16 protein-coding genes and 1 pseudogene are annotated in these 19,852 nt (G+C 72.5%); 11 read left to right on the forward strand and 6 right to left on the reverse strand.

What is annotated here, in order from left to right; all coding sequences use genetic code 11:
• Nucleotides 1-54: 54 nt before the first annotated feature.
• The 6 genes from ACIBFB_RS25895 to ACIBFB_RS25920 are packed head-to-tail and all read left to right on the forward strand — an operon-like array spanning nt 55 to nt 7,840.
• Complete coding sequence (locus tag ACIBFB_RS25895; protein WP_397234525.1) at nt 55-996, forward strand: hypothetical protein; 942 nt, start codon at nt 55-57, stop codon at nt 994-996.
• Nucleotides 993-3,377, forward strand: a complete 2,385-nt coding sequence (locus ACIBFB_RS25900) for a hypothetical protein (protein WP_397234526.1) — start codon at nt 993-995, stop codon at nt 3,375-3,377. The genes ACIBFB_RS25895 and ACIBFB_RS25900 overlap by 4 nt, the downstream gene beginning before the upstream one ends.
• Nucleotides 3,374-4,324, forward strand: a complete 951-nt coding sequence (locus tag ACIBFB_RS25905; RefSeq protein WP_397234528.1) for a hypothetical protein — start codon at nt 3,374-3,376, stop codon at nt 4,322-4,324. The genes ACIBFB_RS25900 and ACIBFB_RS25905 overlap by 4 nt, the downstream gene beginning before the upstream one ends.
• Nucleotides 4,325-4,338: 14 nt before the next feature.
• Complete coding sequence (locus tag ACIBFB_RS25910; RefSeq protein WP_397234530.1) at nt 4,339-5,577, forward strand: OmpA family protein; 1,239 nt, start codon at nt 4,339-4,341, stop codon at nt 5,575-5,577.
• A gap of 5 nt (nt 5,578-5,582) precedes the next feature.
• The gene (locus ACIBFB_RS25915; RefSeq protein ID WP_397234532.1) at nt 5,583-7,004 is read left to right on the forward strand and encodes a hypothetical protein; all 1,422 of its coding nucleotides are present in this window, start codon (nt 5,583-5,585) and stop codon (nt 7,002-7,004) included.
• Entirely contained in the window at nt 7,001-7,840 is an 840-nt protein-coding gene (locus ACIBFB_RS25920; RefSeq protein WP_397234534.1) for a hypothetical protein, read from the forward strand. Before ACIBFB_RS25915 ends, ACIBFB_RS25920 begins: the two co-directional genes overlap by 4 nt.
• Nucleotides 7,841-7,893: 53 nt before the next feature.
• Here ACIBFB_RS25920 and ACIBFB_RS25925 read toward each other — a convergent pair whose 3' ends face one another.
• Nucleotides 7,894-8,763, reverse strand: a complete 870-nt coding sequence (locus tag ACIBFB_RS25925; protein ID WP_397234536.1) for a LysR family transcriptional regulator — start codon at nt 8,761-8,763, stop codon at nt 7,894-7,896.
• 68 nt (nt 8,764-8,831) lie between these two features.
• Between ACIBFB_RS25925 and ACIBFB_RS25930 the strand changes: the two genes are divergently transcribed.
• A complete protein-coding gene (locus ACIBFB_RS25930; RefSeq protein ID WP_397234538.1) occupies nt 8,832-9,704 on the forward strand; it encodes an EamA family transporter in 873 nt (290 codons plus the stop codon).
• Between the two features lie 5 nt (nt 9,705-9,709).
• Here the strand turns inward: ACIBFB_RS25930 and ACIBFB_RS25935 are convergent, their stop codons facing one another.
• The 4 genes from ACIBFB_RS25935 to ACIBFB_RS25950 form a co-directional block, all read right to left on the reverse strand.
• Complete coding sequence (locus tag ACIBFB_RS25935; protein WP_397234540.1) at nt 9,710-12,031, reverse strand: FdhF/YdeP family oxidoreductase; 2,322 nt, start codon at nt 12,029-12,031, stop codon at nt 9,710-9,712.
• A gap of 83 nt (nt 12,032-12,114) precedes the next feature.
• Nucleotides 12,115-12,438: a hypothetical protein gene (locus ACIBFB_RS25940; RefSeq protein ID WP_397234543.1), complete on the reverse strand. Its 324-nt coding sequence runs from the start codon at nt 12,436-12,438 to the stop codon at nt 12,115-12,117.
• Between the two features lie 100 nt (nt 12,439-12,538).
• Nucleotides 12,539-13,336: a siderophore-interacting protein gene (locus ACIBFB_RS25945; RefSeq protein ID WP_397234545.1), complete on the reverse strand. Its 798-nt coding sequence runs from the start codon at nt 13,334-13,336 to the stop codon at nt 12,539-12,541.
• 98 nt (nt 13,337-13,434) lie between these two features.
• Nucleotides 13,435-13,830, reverse strand: coding sequence for a winged helix-turn-helix transcriptional regulator (locus ACIBFB_RS25950; RefSeq protein ID WP_397234547.1), 396 nt, complete (start codon nt 13,828-13,830; stop codon nt 13,435-13,437).
• 115 nt (nt 13,831-13,945) lie between these two features.
• Between ACIBFB_RS25950 and ACIBFB_RS25955 the strand changes: the two genes are divergently transcribed.
• Nucleotides 13,946-14,803 carry an SDR family oxidoreductase gene (locus tag ACIBFB_RS25955; protein ID WP_397234549.1) on the forward strand — a complete coding sequence of 286 codons (858 nt, stop codon included), beginning with the start codon at nt 13,946-13,948 and terminating at the stop codon, nt 14,801-14,803.
• Between the two features lie 315 nt (nt 14,804-15,118).
• Here the strand turns inward: ACIBFB_RS25955 and ACIBFB_RS25960 are convergent.
• Nucleotides 15,119-15,829, reverse strand: a pseudogene (locus ACIBFB_RS25960) (methyltransferase domain-containing protein); the annotation flags it as partial.
• 246 nt (nt 15,830-16,075) lie between these two features.
• On the opposite strand from ACIBFB_RS25960, the gene ACIBFB_RS25965 reads away from it, so the two are divergent.
• The 3 genes from ACIBFB_RS25965 (at nt 16,076) to ACIBFB_RS25975 (ending at nt 19,831) form a co-directional block, all read left to right on the forward strand.
• On the forward strand, nt 16,076-17,479 hold the full coding sequence (locus ACIBFB_RS25965) for a family 2B encapsulin nanocompartment shell protein (protein WP_397234551.1): 1,404 nt from the start codon (nt 16,076-16,078) through the stop codon (nt 17,477-17,479).
• Between the two features lie 35 nt (nt 17,480-17,514).
• The gene (locus ACIBFB_RS25970) at nt 17,515-18,879 is read left to right on the forward strand and encodes a family 2 encapsulin nanocompartment cargo protein terpene cyclase (protein ID WP_397234553.1); all 1,365 of its coding nucleotides are present in this window, start codon (nt 17,515-17,517) and stop codon (nt 18,877-18,879) included.
• 91 nt (nt 18,880-18,970) lie between these two features.
• Complete coding sequence (locus ACIBFB_RS25975) at nt 18,971-19,831, forward strand: geranyl diphosphate 2-C-methyltransferase (protein WP_397234555.1); 861 nt, start codon at nt 18,971-18,973, stop codon at nt 19,829-19,831.
• The last annotated feature ends 21 nt before the right edge of the window (nt 19,832-19,852 follow it).

Raw genomic sequence — 19,852 nt, forward strand, 5'->3', positions numbered from 1 at the left:
TCCCTGTTCTCGACGGGCACCGACGGGGCGCCCCGGAACACCGGAAGGAACCTCATGTTCGACCAGTCCCTCGCTCCAGCCGACCGTCCCTCCCCGGGCATCCGCCGGATGTGCGTGTTCGGAGACGCCCGTTCCTACAGCACTCGCGACGCTCTGGGGCAGATCGAGGTGCAGAGGGCCCTGACGACGGGGTTGGGCACGGCCTGCGAGCGGGCCCGGATTGACCGCGCCCACTGGATCCGCCAGGAACAGGGTGACGGCGAACTGGCCCTCCTGCCACCCGGCATCGACGAGGCCTGGACCCTCAACGGCCTCGTCCGCGAACTGCGGGCGTGGCTGTACCACTACAACCGGGACCGCAACGACGAGGCACGCCTGCGGGTCCGCCTGGCGGTGCACGAGGGGATCGTCTACGCGGCCGACAACGGCTTCGCGGGCGAGGCCGTTGTCACCCTCACCCGACTGTGCAACGCCAGCGCGGCCAAGCAGGCCCTGACGGACAACCCCCGGGCGGACCTCGTCGTGATCGTCTCCGAACGGATCTTCAACGACGTCGTCAGCCAAAACCTCCACGAGCTGCTCGCCGACGACTTCAGTGAGGTCAGGGTCGACGACCCCGCCAAGGGGTTCCGCGAGCGCGCCTGGGTCGCCCTGCCCGGCAGGGCCGCCGACCGGACGGACCGGTCGACGGTGACCAACACACAGGGCGACGTGTCCGGTGAGGCCGTGGCGGCCCGCGACACGCGGGACGTCAACATCCACGACCAGCAGGGCGACCACCACGGCGACCAGTACGGGAGCCAGAACGGCGACCAGCGGGGCGACCGCTTCCGGGACCACACAGGGGACCGGTACCGCGACAACGTCGGTGACCGGCACGGCGACCACCACGGCGACCACCACGGCGACCGCTACGACCACGTGACCGTCAACCAGCCGGGGACCATGAACGTCGGCGGCAAGCACGACCACGGCGGACGGTGGGAGGGGTCGTGACCGAGCACGACGTCGTCGAGGCCGACCCACGGCCCGACACCGACGCCCGGGACGACGTCCGTGAGGACGGCCCCGGACCGGACGCGGCGGAGCCCTCCGAGGAGCAGAAGACCTCGGGCGAGGCGGGGCCAGCCGCCGACACCGGGTCCTTCGAGGGGGAGGACGGCCTCCTCGAAGGACCCGACGCCGTCAGCGACGACGAGCGCGACCTCTCGGCGGACGCACGTGCCCGCAGGCGTGACGAACTCCGGCAGCGGGTCGCCGGCTTCGACGCGAGCACCTACATCGGTGCGGTCCACGTCCACGACGGCCGACTCGTCAGGTTCGGTGGGTCCACCGGGCCCGATCAAGGGACCCCGGCCGTCGGTCAGGTCTCCGCCCACCAGCTTCGGGCTCTCACCGACTCCTACGTGTCCGCCCCGGTCGACGTCCACCTCACCCACGCGCTGGTCACCGAACGACTCGTCTTCCTCAACGGCCGCGAGTACGGCGGCCGTTCGACCAGCGCCACGGTCGCGCTGTCCCGCTGGTCCGACCTGGCGGGCACGGACGGCGGCGGGCCCCGCGTCTCGATTCTGGCCCCCGACGGCGAATTCGCCTCACTCACGGTCCGGCTGCGCGCGGGAACGGGACACCTGGTCGACGCCACGGGGGAGGACTGGTCGCACACCCTCACCCAGGCGGAGCTGGACGGGGTGCGCTCCGTGCTCGACAGGGAGAAGAGCGCCTTGGTCGTGCTGGTCGACACCCCCGTCCCCGCCCCAGCGGTCACCCGCTACCTGGTGCACCACCGACCCCCGGAGCCCGAACGGATCCACCACGGGGCCTTGGAGTCGCGCCTGGCCGACAGCAAGGCGGAGCGGGTGCTGGCCGCGGTCGGGGACCATCCGCACCTGCGCTCCTGGACGGCGGAGATGAGCACCCCCGCCGAGGCGGTCGCCCTCGCCGAGTGCCTGGCCGACTGGTGGCATGCGGGAGGGGAGGGGGAGGCGCCGATCCTCGAACACCGGCACCGCCTGATGTGCGCCTGGGCCCGGCGCCTGCTGTGGGCCGCCCACACGTCCCACTCACCGACCCACCAGGCCTACGTGCTGGCCACCGCCGTCCTCGACGGACACGCGGTCAGCACAGTGGTACGTGCCGCCGAGCGGCTCGACCGCGGATTCCGTCGGATCGAGGGTGCGGACGGCGAGCGCGGCCGGGAGGTGTTCGACTCCTTCCTGCACCGCATCCGCCACGTCAGTGTGGAGGTCGGGGACCGCACCGCGGAAGGGACCTCGCCACGAGCGGTCGCCCGACTCCGCCACCCACGCCTGGCCGGAGCCCTGCTGGACGTGCTCTGGAGCGAGTTCGACGCCACCCGCGACGCGTTCGTCTCGTGGTTGCTCGACCTGTGCTCGGACCAGGACGCCCGGGTCCGCATCAGCGCCGCCCAGGCGCTGGGACGCCTCGCCGGGCTGGACCTGCCCGAGATCAAGCGCCGGGTCGTGGTGCCCCTGGCGAAGGAGGTGAGGGGCCGGGACCACCAGGCCGTCTCGTGGGTGCTGGAGAAGGCCTACAAGGACGGAGTGCGGGAAGGGGAGGTGCGCGCGCTGCTGCGCTCGTGGTCCCGCTCGGGGCTGTGGTCGCAGGTCGCGGTCGCTCTGCGCGCCTACGCCACCGAGATCGGTCGTGAGCGCCCGGACGAGGCGCTCAAGGGCATCCACGAAGCCGTTCTCCGCGCCCGCGCTCGCACCCATCGCGCCCGGCGCGGGCGCCGACCGGACGACGGCACCGGCGGCGCGCGGACACGGGACGCGGGCGCCTCCACGGGACCCGCCGCACGGTCCACACGCGCACTCGCCAAGCGCAACGCGCCACTGGCCGTCCTGGCCGCCGCCGCCCTCGCCGAGATCTACACAGGCGGCACGGACGTCGACCGGCGCGCAGTGATCGAGGAGCTCCTCGGCTTGCTGAGGCTTCCGGGTGAGACCCCCAAGGAGGTTCCCGAGACCTTCGTCCGCGTCGCCGCCGTCCCGAGCGGCGCGGACACGCCCGACGCCCGAGGTCCTACGGGAGAGCCCCTGGACCGGGGCCACGACCTGCTCGACCGGCTCGCACACGGCGTCCTCGGTCCGACTCCCACCGCGTCGGTCGCCGCGCTGTGGGCGACCGCTCTGGTCGACCCCGATCTGGCCGGTGCCGCCTGGGAGCGGCTCACCCGCTGGGACGAGTCGGCTCCGGTGTCGGGTCCTGCCCGCGACCTCGTGGAGGACCTGCTCTCCCATCTCGGCGCGATCCGCGCGCTCAGCGCACGTGTCCACCTCTACCTCGCCTTCCGCGACCACCGCGGCGGCCCGGGACGTGCCCGGGGTGCCGACCGAACCAAGGAGTGCACATGACCAACCCGCCCCCCGGAGGCGGCGCCTGGCGCGCGATTCTCGCCTGGCTGCGCGCGCCGTCGACCTCCGGCGCCCACACCGCACCAGGCGAGGACGACGCGTTCGGCCAGCCCGGTCAGCCCGCATTCGGCCACGCCGAACGCGACGCGTCCCGTTCCCCCTACCGCGTGTACCACGACGGCCAGCACGACGTCGTGCGGATCAGCTCGCCCGCCCGCGGCGAGGGCTACCACTTCGAGGTCGAGGTCCGCTGCGACTGGGTCGGCGAGGCCACGATCCTCGACGAGGACCTGTACCTCCCGACCTACACGGCGCTGGACAGGGAGATCCGCGACCTGCGCGCGGACATCGAGGAGCGGGTCGCCCGCGAGGTCCGCCCCGTCACCCGCCGCTTCGCCCCGCACCGGGCCGCCGAGGTCGAACACGCCCTGCCCTCACACCTGGCGGGCTGCTTCAACGAGGGACGCGTCCAGTGCCACCCGCGCGTGACGGTGGACGTCTGCGATCCAGTGCGCGCGATGCTCGCGGAGAAGAGCGACGCCCTCATCCGGCTGGACGCCGACGGCTGGTACCAGGAGGCGCGGATCGAACAGCTGCGCACGCTGCGCGCCCGGTGGGAGGAGCTGTTCCTGGACGCGCTGCGGGGCGCGGGGGAGATCGACACCGCCCGCGCGACCTGGCTGGCCCCCTACGCGCTGCGGTTGGCCGAATCCCCGGCGAACGCGACACACCAGCTCGAACGGCTGCTCAGGAAGCGCGAGTCCCAGGCCGAAGAGCTGTTCCGCCACCTGGAGTCCATGATCGACGGCCACGCCCAGGGCGACGTCGACCACGTGGCCTTCATGCTCGACTCCGACCACGCGCTCCGGCAGATGTTCGTCACCTTGGGACTCCCGGTCCCCGAGGAGACCGGGTCGGAGCCCTCGCCGAACGGAGCACGACCGTGAAGGAGACGTCGACCTTGTTCACGCGCCCGCCCCTGCCGCCCGTCGGCGCGATCGCCGTGTGCACCGCTCTGACCCTCACCGGCTGCTGGGCCATGGGGTCGCCAGGCTCCGGCGGCGCGTCCGAGCAGGACGCGTGCGGCTGGACCGACACCACCCTGTCCGGCGCGGAGGCCACCGCCGAGACCGTGGTGATGGTCGACCTGTCCGCCTCCGTCTGGACCTCCGACACCGGCCAGATCCCCGACTACGCGCGCATCGTCCGGGAACTCGCCCTGGAGCACTTCCATGAGGACGACGACAGGACGTTCACCCTCGGACTGTTCTCCGGAGACGCCTCCGGCATCCGTCTCCCGATCCGCAGCGCCCCCCTACCCCGGCCACTCGACCAACGCCAGGAGGAACAGGTCGAGGAGCTCGGCGACTGTGTCGTCGCTGAGCTGAACGCCCAGGTCGAAGATGTCCCGGTGACCCCGGGAAGCGACGTGCTGGCCGCGGTCGCCGCCGGCGCGAACGCCCTGACCGGGGCATCCGCCTCCACCCTCGCCGTCGTCACCGACGGCCAGAGCAACGTGGGCTGCCTGGACCTCAACCGGGTCCTGACCGAGACCGACACCGCGGCCCTCGCCGAGGAGTGCGGCACCGAATGGCCGGGCGCCCTTCCCGCAGGGACGGATCTGCGCATGGTGGGAGTAACCGGGGCCGGTCTGCACGTCGTCGGCGACCTCAGCGGCACCCAGACCCTCGGTGAGCTCAGGGCCTTCTGGGACCGAGTGGGGGAGCGGCTGACCGGCGCCCCGGGACCGTACGCCGTCGCCGCCGCCCACGACTGGGTCCAGGCCCCCGAACGCGACCTGCCCGACGACCCCCCGGTGATCGTCCGCGGTGACCCCGACCAGCCGCTCGTGATCGACGCCGAGGCGCTGTTCGACACCGACTCCGCCGAGCTGAAGCCGGCCGCCGAGAGCAGCGTCGCCACGGTCCTGGAGGCCTACGGGGACGCGCTCGACCGCTCCGCGCCGGTGACCGTCACCGGACACACCGACTCGCGCGGTTCTCCCGGGCACAACGACCGCCTGTCCACCCGCCGGGCCGAGGCCGTGCGCGACTACCTGCGGGACCTCGGATTCACCGACGTGACCGCGATGGGGCGGGGGAGCGGCGAACCCATCTGCGATGACCGGCCGGACGGGGAGTTCGACGACGCGTGCGGCCGACTCAACAGACGCGTTGAGATCCGCTTCGAACAGGAGTGAACAAGGTGACCTACGATGATCCTGGGGCGAGCCGCGACCCGGTTCCCGAACGATGGGACATGCTGCCCTTCCCCTGCCACCACGGGTGCAACTGCGGACTCCACGAACTGACCGTCTACGGATCCCTCGTCAACGCCCACCACCCCGACGCACTGGACAACGGCGAAATGGCCGCGCTCGTGGAGGCCGGCGAACGCGCCAGCATCATGCTGCACGAATCCCGGGACCGGTTCGTCGCCGGTCCCGTCGAGACCCAGCGAGCCCGGTCCAGGGCCTCCCGCGCCGTCGCCCGCCTCGAACGGCACTGCGAGGGCGGTGAGCTCATCCGCGCGGCGCGGCGTCTGTCCGCGCTGGAGAGCGACTACGCCCACTACAACCAGGCGGACAGGGCGCCGACTGGCCGGCCGCTGAGAATCCTCACCGCGGCCGTGCTGGGAATCCTGGTGGTCTTCGACGCGTGGTATTTCCAGTCGCTCTTCTCGCGGTTGTTGGGCCTCGCCGAGGATGACCCGCTGAAGTGGGTGGGGGCCCTGGTCGGCGGAGTGATCGGCGCGGCACTCTACCTCGCTGGATACCTGCTCGCCGGTCCTGTCCGCGACCTGCGTGCCCATTGGCGGGCCGACCGTGCGGCACGGAGGGTGGAGGACGGGGCGGAGGGCGTGCCCCGACGGCGGTGGGTGAGAGGGCTCTGGCCCTGGCTCCTGGTCGCCTTCCCCGTGCTGGCGATCCTCGTCTTCGCCTACTGGGCGATGCTCCGCTTCGCCGTCGACGTGGGCGCCCGACAGGAGGAGGCCCCCGTCGAGGCGGTCTTCCTGTTTCTCCTGATGGCCCTGACCCTCATGGGCTTGGAGATCGTCTCGCGCAACCCCTACGCGGACCGCCACCGGTCCCTGGAGAGGGCCTACCAGGACCGGCGCGGCGAGGCCGACCGCCTCTGCGAGGAGGCCGCCGAGGCCGTCACCGAGTACGAGGAGGCCTGGCGCGGGATGCGCGCCCTGCGCGACGAGGGGCTGACCATGGCCCGCAGGGAGCTCGGGCGTGCCTGGTCGCGGATGATTCTCCCGGCCCGTCTTCGCCACGGTCGGGCCGGGTGGGAGTCGCCGACCCTGCGGGGCATGGCCTCGCCCGACAGCTTCCACGCCCCGAACGGCAACGGCGCCCACGGGAACCCCGCCCGCGGAGTGAACGGAGTCGGAGGAGACACGGCCCCGCCACGCGCCGCCGAGATGAGCGCGGAGGACGTGGAGCGGCTCTACCAGTTCTTCGAGAACATCCGTCAGCCTGTGCCCGGGCTGGGCCCGCTGGCCGAGGTCATCCGGGCGATCCCCGAGCTGGACCCAGGGGATGTGCGGGTTCGGTTCGACCGGGTCGAGCAGCGGATGAACTGGCAGTACCACAGGGATCCCGCACCCGAGGAGCCCACATGAACCGCCCGCCCTGGGTCGAACGCATGGGGGAGCCGCCCCCGTTCAGCCGTTGGTGGCTCGACCAGCGCCGGGTCCAGATCCGGACCACGCACACCGTGGCGTTGCGTTCGCTCGAACGGTACGCCGATCTCCCGCTGCCCCCGTACCGGTCCGGTCCGCTCGGTTCGGCCACGGTCGCCGCTCCGATCCCCCTGCCGCCCGCCCACGTCCGCCGCTCAAGCCCCCCTGGGTGGTGGTTCGCGGTATTCATGGCCGACGCCGCGGTCGGGGCCGCGGCCGTCACGGTCCTGGCTGCGCACCCCGGTGCGGCGACCGGGTCGACGGTCCGCGGCATCGCCGCGTGCGTCGCGGTTCTGGCCGTCGGGGCGCTGCTGGTCCTGCTCGCGCGGGCGCGGAGGCCGCGCCGTGCCCGCCCCGACGGGAACGTAGGCGGGGGCACGCCGCGCTGGGTCGGCTCCTCCCACACGGTCGTGCATGACGTGCAGTCCGCGCGACGGCACGAGGTACATCGGGAGGAGACCCGGAGGGAACTCCAGAGACACACCTACGTGTGGACCGTCACCGTCCAGCACTGCCGCCTGCTGGTCGGCCTCCTGGGTGAGTCGACCGCGGTGGACGCTCTCGCCGCTGAGCTGCGGCGGTTGGAGGACCCGACCGTCCCGTGTCCAGGCGTCGACGCGCGGTGGTCGGTCGTCGCCGACGGCGGCCGTACCCGCTACGGCCTGGCGGCCTCGCTACTGGTCCTGGCGGACGACTACCACCCGTGGCCCCTGTGGCGTCGCTTCCGCCAGGTCGAGCAGGATCTGGCCATGGACCGCGGGTTGGACCCCGGGTGAGGAGCGCGGTCCGGGAAGTCCCGAGGCGGCGAGCCGGCGGTGCCCGCCCGCGCTCACCGCCGTTCCCGGTACAGGTCGGCCAGGAGTGCGACCGCCGCGTGGGTGGCGGGATGCGGGTCGTGGCGGCGCCAGATCAGGTGCACCGGCACCGGGGCCGCGTCGCGCACCCGGCGGTAGACGATCCCGTCGCGGCGGTACTGGGTCACCGTCGAGTGCGGCGTGACACCGACACACCGCCCCGTGGCGATCGCGGCGAGCCAGTCGTCGATGTCGTGGGTGTACTCCAGGGCCGGGCGGCCGTCCTCGGGCCACAGGTTCACCGTGGTCGTGCCCGTGCGCCGGTCCACCACGAGCGTGCGCTCGCGGATCTCCGCCAGGCGCACCGACCGTCGGCGCGCCCACGGGTCGTCCGCGGCCAGGGCCGCGTAGCGCGGTTCGTACCCCACCAGGGCGTGGTCGTGGCGGCGCGCGTCGACGGCGGTGCGCACCACGGCCAGGTCGCACGTGCCCTCGGCGAGGCCGCCCGTGGGCGAGTTGTTCCGGACCAGGCGCAGTTCGACGTCGGGGCGCAGTTCGCTCCAGCGGCGTTGGAACTCGGCGGTGTGGCGGCCCATCGCCGACCACGCGTGTCCGAGGAGCAGCCGCGTGTGTCCGGTCGTCGCCTCGCGCAGCAGGTTGTCCGCCTCCGCGAGCAGGTGGCGGGCCCGTGCCAGCACCTGCACCCCCGCGGTGGTCGGCGTGCACACGCGGCTGGTGCGGTGCAGCAGGCGCACGCCCAGGATCCGCTCCAGCGCCGACAGCGTGCGCGAGACCGACGCCTGCGACACCCCGAGTTCGAGCGCGGCGTCGCTGAAGCCCCCGGTGTCGACGATCGCCACCAGGCAGCGCAGGTGGCGCAGCTCCATCTCTGACTTCCCGTCCATACGTACAGCGTATAGAACGTGTGTCGGATGCATTTTGCGTATGGATCGGGAGCGCTGAGACTCGTGGCATGTCCACACACGAAGCGGCCGCGGTCGCCACGGGACGGCCGACGCCCACCGGCCCCTGGGGCGGGATCGCGCTGATGCTCGGCAGCGGGCTGTCCAACCAGGTCGGCGCGTCCGTGGCCGCGTTCGCCTTCCCGGTGGTGGGGCCGGTGGGCACGGTGGCCGTCCGGCAGTGGGTGGCGGCGGTCGTGCTGCTGTGCGTCGGCCGCCCCAGGCCCTGGACGTTCACGGCCGCGCAGTGGCGCCCCGTCCTGGGACTGGCCGTGGTGTTCGCGACCATGAACCTCTCGCTGTACGCGGCGATCGACCGCGTCGGGTTGGGCCTGGCGGTCACCCTGGAGTTCCTCGGCCCGCTGGCCGTCGCCCTGGCCACCTCGCGTCGCCGGTCCGACGTGGCCCTGGCGCTGGCCGCGGTGGGGGCGGTCGCGGTCCTCGTCCGCCCCCAGCCCAGCAGCGACCACCTCGGCGTCGGCCTGGCGTTGCTCGCCGCCGTCTGCTGGGGCTGCTACATCCTGCTCAACCGCGAGGTCGGCGCACGCGTGCCCGGCGTGGAGGGCTCGGCCGCGGCGGCTGCCGTGTCCGGGCTGCTCTACCTGCCGGTCGGCGCGGTGGCGCTGTGGCACCACCCGCCCACCGGGGCCGCGCTCGCCTGCGCCCTGGCGGCCGGTGTGCTCTCCTCCGCCGTGCCCTTCCTCGCGGATCTGCTCGCCCTGCGCCGTGTGCCCGCCCGGTTCTTCGGCGTCTTCATGAGCGTCAACCCGGTGCTGGCGGCGCTGGTGGGGATGGCTGTGCTCCAGGAGCACCTGGACGCTGCCTCCTGGGCGGCGGTGGCGGTGATCGTCGCCGCCAACTCCGTCGCGGCCACCCGACGCTGACCGGCCTAGGGGGCCGACGGCCCCGAGTCCGCCTCGAACCGCACCACCACCGACTTCGACGTCGGGGTGTTGCTCACCTCTGCGGTCGAGTCCAACGGCACCAGCACGTTGGTCTCCGGGAAGTAGGCCGCCGCGCACCCGCGCGCGGTCGGGTAGTGCACCACCCGGAAGTGCGGCGCGCGCCGGTCCCGGCCGTCCGCCCACTCGCTGACGAGGTCGGTGTAGGCGCCGTCGGCCAGTCCCAGCTCCCGCGCGTCCTCGGGGTTGACCAGCACCACCCGGCGCCCGTCGCGGATGCCCCGGTAGCGGTCGTCCAGGCCGTAGACGGTGGTGTTGTACTGATCGTGCGAGCGCAGCGTCTGGAGCAGCAGCCGCCCCTCGGGGACCTCCGGCGCGTACCGTCCGTTGACGGTGAAGTTGGCCAGCCCGGTCGCGGTGGGGAACCTCCGGTCGTCGCGCGGCGCGTGCGGCAGGGCGAACCCTCCCGGGCGCCGTGCGCGGGCGTTGAAGTCGTCGAACCCCGGCACGACCGCCTCCACGTGGTCGCGGACGCGGTCGTAGTCGGCCAGCTCCGACCAGGCCACCGGACTCTCGCCGAGCACCCGGGACGCCAGGTCGCGGATGATGTCGACCTCCGAGCGCATCCGCTCCGACAGCGGCGCCAACACCCCGTGCGAGGCGTGCACCGTCCCCATGGAGTCCTCGACCGTCACCCAGCGGGGACGGCCGTCGCGCAGGTCGCGGTCGCTGCGGGCCAGCGCGGGCAGGATCAGCGCACGGGCTCCGGTGATCACGTGCGACCGGTTGAGCTTGGTCGACACGTGCACCGTGAGTCCCACCCGGCGCATCGCGTCCTCGGTGACGAGGGTGTCGGGCGTGGCCGCCACGAAGTTGCCGCCCATCGCGAAGAACACCCGCACCCGGCCCTCCGCCATCGCGCGGATGGAGTCGACGGTGTCCAGTCCGTGTTCGCGCGGCGGCTCGAACCCGAACTCCGCCCCGAGGGCGTCCAGGAACGCGTCCGCCGGGCGTTCGAAGATCCCCATCGTGCGGTCGCCCTGCACGTTGGAGTGCCCGCGCACCGGGCACACGCCCGCGCCCGGCCGCCCGACGTTGCCGCGCAGCAGCAGGAAGTTGACCACCTCGCGGATGGTGGGCACCGAGTGCCTGTGCTGGGTCAGCCCCATCGCCCAGCAGACCACGATCCGCTCGGACTCGGTCACCATCCGCGCGAACCGTTCGACCAGCCCGCGGTCCAGCCCGGTGGCCCGCTCCACGCGCGGCCAGAACTCCTCCTCGGGCTCGGACAGCAGCTCCTTCGCGAACTCCTCGAACCCGTGCGTGTGCGTGTCGACGAACGACCGGTCCAGGACCTCCTCCCCGCGCCGGTCGGCCTCCAGCAGCAGCCGGTTGACCGCCGAGAACAGTGCCAGGTCGCCGCCCAGCCGGATCTGCGCGAACAGGTCCGTGAGCTCGGTGCCGCGCCCGACCAGCCCCCGTGCGGTCTGCGGGTTGCGGAAGTCGCGCATCCCCGCCTCGGGAAGCGGGTTGACCGTGATGATCCGCGCGCCGGACCGCTTGGCGCGCTCCAGGGCGGTGAGCATCCGGGGGTGGTTGGTGCCCGGGTTCTGCCCGGCCACGATGACCAGGTCGGCCCGGTGGACGTCCGCCAGGGACACGCTCCCCTTGCCGACCCCCAGCGTCTCGGTCAGCGCCGACCCGGACGACTCGTGGCACATGTTCGAGCAGTCGGGGAGGTTGTTGGTCCCCAGCACACGGGCGAACAGCTGGTAGCAGAACGCCGCCTCGTTGCTGGTGCGCCCGGAGGTGTAGAAGACGGCCTCGTCCGGCGAGTCCAGCCCGCGCAGCTCCTCGGCGACCAGGTCCAGGGCCCGGTCCCAGGTCACGGGCTCGTAGCGGGTGGCGCCCTCGGCCAGGTACATCGGTTCGGTCAGACGACCTTGCCGTCCCAGCCAGTAGCCGGACCGTCCGGCCAGCTCGGAGACCGGGTGCTCGGCGAAGAAGTCGGCGGTCAGGGCCCTGGTCGTGGCCTCCTCGGCGACGGCCTTGGCGCCGTTCTCGCAGAACTCCGCCCGGTGCCGCCGTTCCGGTTCGGGCCAGGCGCACCCCGGGCAGTCGAACCCGCGCTTCTGGTTGACGGCGAGCATGGCGGGCACCCCGCGCCGCACCCCCGCGTGCTCGCCGACCTGGCGGACGCTGTTGAGGACGGCCGGGAGACCCACGGCGCTCGTCCTGGGCGGTCCCACCCGGGGGTCGTCCTGGGCGGGGTCGGGCTGTGCGGAGCGCTGGTGTGTCACACCCCGCATTGTCGCACCGCGTCGACCCGCGTGGGAGCGGCACGGATGACCGGGGCGACCGCCGCGTCAGCTCACCGGGACCGGGCGCGGCCTCACAGCCGCGACCGCACGACCACGGTGACCCCCCGGTAGTCGTCCAGACCGGTCGCCACCTCCGGGGTGGGCGCTCCCGTGTCCAGGTCCGGCACGTCGTGCACGGGGGCGCCGAAGAAATGGGCCCACGCGTGCGCCGCGTCCGCGCCGCCGCCGGGAACCGTGCCGAGCAGCGATCCGCGCGGGCCCAGCCGCCACTCCACCAGGGGAAGCTCGTGCTCGGCCTCGGCCGCGACGAGCCCCGGCAGGAGGGAGGCCGCCCTGGCGCGCGCCTGGATGTGCTCGGCCCGCTCCGGGTCCACGGCGCCGTTGAAGGATTCCATCCCCGGTCCCCCGATCCACCTCGACTCGGGCCATTGTCGCCCAGGACGCCGCGCGGCGTGGGGAAACCGCGGGATTCGGCGCGGAGGACCCGGAGGCGGGTCAGTCCGAGGCGGCGCGGCCGTGGCGCCAGTAGCCGATGAAGGAGATGTCGGCCTTGGGCACTCCCAGCTCGCGGACCAGGTGCCGCCGCAGCCCGGTGGGCAGCGCGTTCTCCCCGGCGACGAAGCAGTAGGGGCGGCCCTCGGGCAGGTCGGCGGCCAGGACGGTCTCCAGCGCGAGGGCGCCGGGGACGGCGTGGGGGTCCGTGCGGGGGAGCCAGTGCACGGACACGCCGGGCGGGGCGGTCAGCTCGCGGACGTCGTCCTCGGAGGGGACCTCCAGGTAGACCTGGGCGCGCAGGTCGCCGGGGGCCTGTTCGAGGATCGCCGCCAGGGCGGGGACGGCGCTCTCGTCGCCGACGAGCAGGTGCCAGTCGGTGCCCGCGCTCGGCTGGTAGTACACGCCCTCGGCCAGGATGCCCATCTCGTCGCCGGGGCGCGCGGCGCCTGCCCAGGCGGAGGCGGGGCCCGCGTCGCCGTGGTCGACGAACTCCATGTCCAGCTCGCACCGCTCGGCGTCGTACCGGCGCACGGTGTAGTTGCGCACGTGCGGGCGTCTGCTCTTGGGCATCGCGTACAGCTGCACGACCCACCGGCGGTCGGCGCTGGAGGGCATGTACAGCTGGTCCTGGCCCTCACGCCGCAGGAAGATCCGGACGAACTGGTCGCGGCCGAGGTAGGGGAAGTCGGCCAGGTCGTCACCGCCGAGCGTCACGGTGACGAAGTTCTTGCTGGTCCGCTCCGTGCGCACGACACGGGTCCGGAGCATCGCGCGATGGCTGGGCTGTTCGACGCGCACGGGGCCTCTCTCCTGAACGGGGGACGCGGCCGGACGCCGACCGCACGCCGTTAGGTTAGCCTAACCAACTCATCTCGTCGACGCGGGGGTCGGGGGCCCTATCCCCCGTCCTCGGGCGCCCCGTGGCCGCCGACCACCAGCGGCACGTGGGTCTCCGCCCAGTCGAGCAGGGGCAACAGCAGGTCGGTGACCTCCCGCCCCTCGTCGGTGAGGCGGTACTCCACGTACGGAGGCACGACCGGCCGGGCCTCGCGCAGGACGATCCCGTCGCGCTCCAGGGTGCGCAGGGTCTGGGCGAGCATCTTCTCGCTGATGCCGCCGATGCCGCGCAGCAGTTCGCTCCAGCGCAGCGGTCCCCGGTGGAGGGAGACCAGGACCAGGACGCCCCACTTGCTGGTGACGTCGCCGAGCAGGCGGCGGGAGGGGCAGTCGGCGGCCAGGGCCCGTCCGCGGGGCCACGTGCCGAGGATGCGCGGTGGTGCGTCGTCGCTCATGCTCCTAACTTACCAAAAAGTGGGTACAAGACTTTTGGAATGTGTCGATGACGGGCCCGGTTGCCACCAGACAGCGACCGGGAACCGCCCGGTCCGTCCGTGGAAGGACCACACCATGAGCGTCGTCGTCACCGGGGCCACCGGACACCTGGGCCGCCTCGTCGTCGAGGAACTCCTCGCCGCCGGCCACCCCGCCGACCGGATCACCGCCGCCGGACGTGACGCCGGAAGGCTGGCCGCGCTCGCGGAGCGCGGTGTGGCCACCGCCCGCATCGACTTCGAGGACCCCGCCTCGCTCAAGGCGGCCTTCGAGGGCGCCCAGACCGTCCTGCTCGTCTCCGGAAGCGAGGTCGGCAAGCGCGTGGAGCAGCACCGCAACGCCATCGAGGCCGCCCGCGCCGCCGGGGTCGGCCACCTCGTCTACACCAGCGCGCCCAGGGCCACCACCACGAGCCTGGTGCTCGCCCCCGAGCACAAGGCGACCGAGGAGATCCTCACCGCGTCGGGCCTGACGTACACGATCCTGCGCAACGGCTGGTACCACGAGAACTACGAGCAGCAGGTGCACCAGGCCCGGGAGACGGGCGCCGTCGTGGCGAGCGTGGGGGAGGGCCGTGTCGCCAGCGCCGCCCGCCGCGACTACGCCGCCGCCGCGGCCGTCGTCCTGCGGAACCCGGCCGAGCACGCCGACGCGGTCTACGAGCTGTCCGGTGACAGCGCCTGGAACCTCGACGAGTTCGCCGCCGCCCTCACCGAGGTCCTGGGCCGGGAGGTGGCCGCGCGGAACGTCACCCCCGAGGAGCACCTGGCCGTGCTCACCGGCGCGGGGCTGGACGAAGGCACCGCGGGGTTCGTGGTCGCCCTGGACGGCAACACGCGCGACGGCGAGCTGGCCGCGACCGGCGGCGAGCTCGCCCGGCTGATCGGCCGTCCGACCACGCCGCTGGCCGAGTCCCTGCGGGCCCTGGCCTGACGCGGCCCGCGTCCACCCGTCCCACCGGGCGAGGCGCCGCATTCCGGCGAGCCGGGCCATGAGGTCGAGCTCGGCCGGCCGCACGTAGCGGAAGGGGATCGACCAGTAGCTGCCGCGCCCGTCGACCACCTCGACGCAGTTCGAGCTCATCGACTGGGTGGCGGCGTCGTACCGGTCGAAGGCCCAGCGGGTGGGGCTCACGCGCGTCGGCACCGCCTCCTGCCCCTCGGGCAGACGCCGCAGGTCGGGCACGCCCACCTCGACCACGAAGCGCCCGCCGGGCGCGAGGTGGCGGGAGGCGTTGCGGAAGCAGTCCACCTGGGCGTCCTGCGTCGTCAGGTCGGTGATCGTGTTGAACACCAGATAGGCGAGGGAGAAGGTCCCCTCCACCCGGGCCGTGGCGAAGTCGCCGACCGTCACGCCGATCGCCCGGCCGCCGGGTTTGGCGCGCATCCGGGCGACCATCGCCCGCGACAGGTCGATCCCGTGCACCGGGACGCCTCGCCCGGCCAGCGGCAGGGCGAGGCGTCCCGTCCCGATTCCGAACTCCAGTGCCCGCCCGCCGACCGCGAACTCCGCCAGGACGTCGACCGCCGGACCCACCGCCGCGGGCGCGAACATCTCCGCCGGCTCCTCGTCGTAGGTGGCCGCCACGCCTCGCCGAAGTATCCGTCGCCATGTTCCATGCCCGGACCGTAGCTCCGGCGGGCGACGGGCGCACCCGGTTTTCTCCGGTCCGGGCCCCGAGCTGGAACGGAGGCGGTGTTCGCGTCGTTCCTGCCGACTTCGGATGCGCAGGGCGTTTTGGCCGGAAGCTCGTTTCCCGCAGCGGCCCAAAATCCCTGTGGTATCCCTTCCATAAGCACGGTCTTTGTCGTGATATTCGGCGCAAATCGGTCCCCCTGCGTTGGGTGATCCCTGAGTGTCCTGCGTGTGTCGAGAATGCGAAGCCGCAGGCCGTGGTGGCCCAGCCCGGTCGGTCGGGCGCGGGCGTTCTGGCGGAGGACGTGGTCGGTCCTCCGCCATTCCGCGGGATTGGGACGGGGAAACGGACAGCGCGGTTCCTGAGTTCGCCGTCAATTCTCGTGAATCACTTGTGCCCCCGCAGTTTCGTCTCTTAGTGTGTCCACCGGTTTACGGAGCGCGTCTGACCAGCAAAGACGCGGGTTCGGCGTGCGTGGACCGACCCGAGCAACTCCCGTGGACCTCCCGCCGCGACGCGAACGCGTCCGTCGGCGGGCCCGCGACCAACGACGAGGAGACACAGGGCGGATGTCGATCGACTCAGCTCCTGAGGTGCGAACCGACGAGCAGCAGAGCCTGGCTACCGCGGCGGCGCGGAACCTGGCCACCACGACCAAGTCCGCGCCCCAGATGCAGGGGATCAGTTCCCGCTGGGTGCAGAAGATGCTTCCGTGGGTGCAGACCGACGGCGGCGTGTACCGCGTCAACCGGCGGCTCACCTACACCGTCGGCGACGGCAGGATCGAGTTCAACCAGAACGGCTCCGACGTCCGGGTCATCCCCCAGGAGCTCAGCGAGCTGTCCCTCCTGCGCGGCTACGACGACATGGAGGTCCTGAACGCCCTGGCGAACCGCTTCACCCAGCGCGAGTTCGAGCCCGGCGACGTGCTCGCCCGGGAGGGTTCCCCGGCCGACCACCTCTATCTGATCGCGCACGGCCGGGTGCACAAGACCACCGAGGGCCCCTACGGCGAGACCACCCGCCTGGGCGTCCTGGCCGACGGCGACAAGTTCGGCGAGCGCTACCTGCTCGACCACCAGCCCAACTGGGAGTTCACGGTCAAGGCCGCGACCTCGGGCACGCTGCTGGAGATTCCGCGGGACCAGTTCATCGCCCTGGTGGACGACTCGCCCAGCCTCCAGGCCCAGATCCACCGCGTCCAGAGCCTGCCCCAGCAGCGGCAGAACAGCCACGGAGAGGCGGAGATCGCGCTCGCCTCCGGCCACGTCGGCGAGCCCGACCTGCCCACCACCTTCGCCGACTACGAGCTCAAGCCGCGTGAGTACGAGCTGAGCGTCGCCCAGACGGTGCTCAGGGTGCACAGCCGCGTCGCGGACCTCTACAACAAGCCGATGAACCAGACGGAGCAGCAGCTGCGGCTGACCATCCAGGCCCTGCGCGAGCGGCAGGAACACGAGCTGATCAACAACCGCGAGTTCGGTCTGCTCCACAACGCCGACTTCAAGCAGCGGATCCAGACCCAGGAGGGTCCGCCCACCCCGGACGACCTCGACGACCTCATCACCATGCGGCGCAACACGCAGTTCATGTTCGCGCACCCCAAGGCCATCGCCGCCTTCGGCAAGGAGTGCAACAAGCGCGGCCTGCCCATCGGCACCGTGGACGTCAACGGCCACCACCTGCCCGCCTGGCGCGGCGTGCCGCTGCTGCCCTGCGGCAAGATCCCGATCTCCTCGGGCCAGACCTCCTCGATCATCGCCGTCCGTGTCGGCGAGGACAACGAGGGCGTCATCGGCCTCAACCAGACCGGCCTGCCCGACGAGGTCGAGCCCGGCCTCAACGCGCGGTTCATGGGGATCTCCGACAAGGGCATCATCTCCTACCTCGTCAGCACCTACTTCTCCGCCGCGGTCCTGGTGCCGGACGCCCTCGGCGTCCTGGAGAACGTCGAGGTCCGTCCGCGTGACTGACCGACCGCCGCTGACAGGGAAGGAGGACTGAGACGGTGTCACTGCTGTCCCGGATGTCCGCCTCGACCGCCACGCACGCGGCGGTCGAGCTGGTGGACGTCCTGCTCCGTGACCCGAAACGGCCCGCCAGACCGGATCTGCTCGCCCCTGCGACCGCCCCGGCCGAGCAGGGGGCCCAGGAGGGGGCGGCCGCGACCCGGCTGCCCACCGGACCCACGGGGCTCGGCCGCGCGGCGGCCACGGCCCTGCTCCCCGAGCGCGTCGCACCGGCACCGCGTGCCGTCCCCGCGGGGGTTCGCTCCCCGCGCGGGGACGGCGCCCCCGGCCGGTCGATGCCGGGGATCCCGGCCGCGCCACCCGGGCCGACCCTGCCGGGCCGCGCCGGACGGGTCAGGGAGCGCGCGGAGCCGCCCGCCGCCGAGCCGCTCCCCCGGAAGGGCCGCCAGGACCTGGTGCTGTACTGCCCTCCGGCGCTGCGGGACGACCCGGCGCTGGGCAAGGAGGTCGACGACCGCCTGGTCGAGTGGGCCGAGGAGGTGGGCATCTACCCCGGCCAGCTCGACAAGGTCAGGAGGGCCGAGTTCGGGCGGTTGATGATGCTCGCCCATCCCGAGACCGACGACCCCGACCGCCTGCTCGCGGCGGCCAGGTGCGGCCTGTCCGAATGGGCCGTGGACGACCACTGCGTCGACGGCGAGGTGGAGGAGGCGCGCCCGGAGCTGCTCGGTCAGCGCCTGGCCATCCTGCACTCCGTCATCGACCAGGCCAACCTGCCCATGAAGTACGCGCCGCAGTTGGAGAGGGTCGTACGGGCCGACCCGGTGGCCGTCGCGCTGCGGTCGGCGCTGAACAACCTGGCCACCATGGCGACGACGTCGCAGGTGCGGCGCCTGCGCCACGAACTGGGGATCATGTTCGTCGCCTACAACCAGGAAGGCGTGTGGCAGAACCTCGGGCAGCGGCCGCCGGTCTGGGAGTTCCTCATGCACCGGCACGAGAACAGCTTCATCCCGTGCATGGTGCTGGTCGACGCGATCGCCGGCTACGAGCTGCCCTACGGGGAGTTCGCCGACCCCCGGGTCCGCAGGGCGTTCACCCTGGCGGGCACGGCCACGGTGATCGTCAACGACCTGTACTCGATGGGCAAGGAGGATCCGGGCGACTTCAGCCTGCCCCGCCTCATCGCCTCCGAGGACGGCTGCTCCCTGAGCGAGGCCGTCGAACGGACCGTCGAGATCCACGACGAGCTCATGCACACCTTCGAGGCCGAGGCGTCCGCCCTGGCCGCCGCCGGATCACCGGAACTGCGCCGGTTCTTCGCCAGCACGTGGGCCTGGCTGGGCGGCAGCCGCGAATGGCACGCGTCGAGCGCCCGCTACCACGGCACGGGCGAGGACTGAACCCCCGGGGGTTCCCGGGGCACGCGCCCCGATTCCCGGCCCGGCACGAACCGGGCCGCACCCTGACATCACGACAAGGAGAGTCTCCTACATGACGTCGACCATGCCCTCCTCCGAGCACGTCCTGCGCACCGACTACCAGAAGTCCGTCGCGGAGTACTGGAACGCCGAGCAGGACCCCGTCAACATCCGCCTCGGCGAAGTCGACGGGTTCTTCCACCACCACTACGGGGTCGGGGACTACGACCCGTCCGTCCTGGAGGGCCCGGAGGAGACCCGCGACGCGCGCATCATCGAGGAGCTGCACCGCCTGGAGACCGCCCAGGCCGACGTGCTCCTCGACCACCTGGGCGACGTCGGACCCGACGACCGGATCATGGACACCGGTTCGGGCCGGGGCGGAACGAGCTTCATGGCCAACCAGCGCTTCGGCTGCCACGTCGACGGCGTGAGCATCTCCCGGAAGCAGGTGGACTTCGCCAACGCCCAGGCCGAGGAGCGCGGCGTCGCCGACAAGGTGGCGTTCCACTTCCGGAACATGCTGGACACCGGCTTCGCGTCGGGCTCCCTGAGGGCCAGCTGGAACAACGAGTCCACCATGTACGTCGACCTCTTCGAGCTGTTCCGCGAGCACGCCCGGCTCCTGGAGTACGGCGGCCGCTACGTCACGATCACCGGCTGCTACAACGACGTCACCGGTGGCCGTTCCAAGGCGGTCAGCCGGATCGACGAGCATTACACGTGCAACATCCACCCGCGGAGCGCGTACTTCCGGGCGATGGCGGCCAACAACCTGGTCCCGATCAACGTCGTCGACCTCACCGACCAGACGATCCCGTACTGGGAGCTGCGGGCGCAGTCCTCGGTGGCGACCGGGGTCGAGGACCCGTTCCTGACCGCCTACAAGGAGGGCAGCTTCCACTACCTGCTCATCGCGGCCGACCGGGTCTGACCCGGCGGCGGCGCGGGCGCC

This window comes from Nocardiopsis sp. NPDC050513 (assembly GCF_044457925.1).
In the GTDB taxonomy this organism is placed as follows: Bacteria; Actinomycetota; Actinomycetes; order Streptosporangiales; family Streptosporangiaceae; genus Nocardiopsis.